Source organism: Microbacterium sp. SD291 (genome assembly GCF_017355365.1).
In the GTDB taxonomy this organism is placed as follows: domain Bacteria; phylum Actinomycetota; class Actinomycetes; order Actinomycetales; family Microbacteriaceae; genus Microbacterium.
Genome location: NZ_JADIJR010000085.1, coordinates 1 through 356, shown reverse-complemented (window position 1 = coordinate 356; position 356 = coordinate 1). Strand labels below are relative to the sequence as shown.

Here is a 356-nt window from a genome sequence, read left to right as displayed (position 1 = left end):
CCGGTCGGCGTTGCCGATCCGGTTCCCGGCCCGCTCCAGCGGGCCGGTCGCGGCGAGCAGCCCGGCGACCCCGATCGCGCCGTCGAGCAGTGCTTCCCGCAGTGCGGGGTAGCGGGCCGGGAGTCGCTCGCCGGAGGTGACGCTGATCTCCCGGTGCACGGCATCCGCGGCCTTGCTCACTTTCGATGCACCGGGGGCGTCGGTGAGGAGGGCCCGTTGCAGGAGTTCGTTCACGTTCCGGCATCCGAACGCGTTCGCGAAATCCACATCCGCACTCGCGACGGTCTCCACGACCACCGCCTCCAACAGCCGCAGCGCCTTCCCCGCACCCAGCAGCACCGTCAGCTTCTCGGCAT

The 356-nt window shown here is 71.1% G+C and carries 1 pseudogene; it reads right to left on the bottom strand.

The features are described from left to right. Positions 1–356, bottom strand: a pseudogene (locus IPV10_RS16875) (hypothetical protein); the annotation flags it as partial.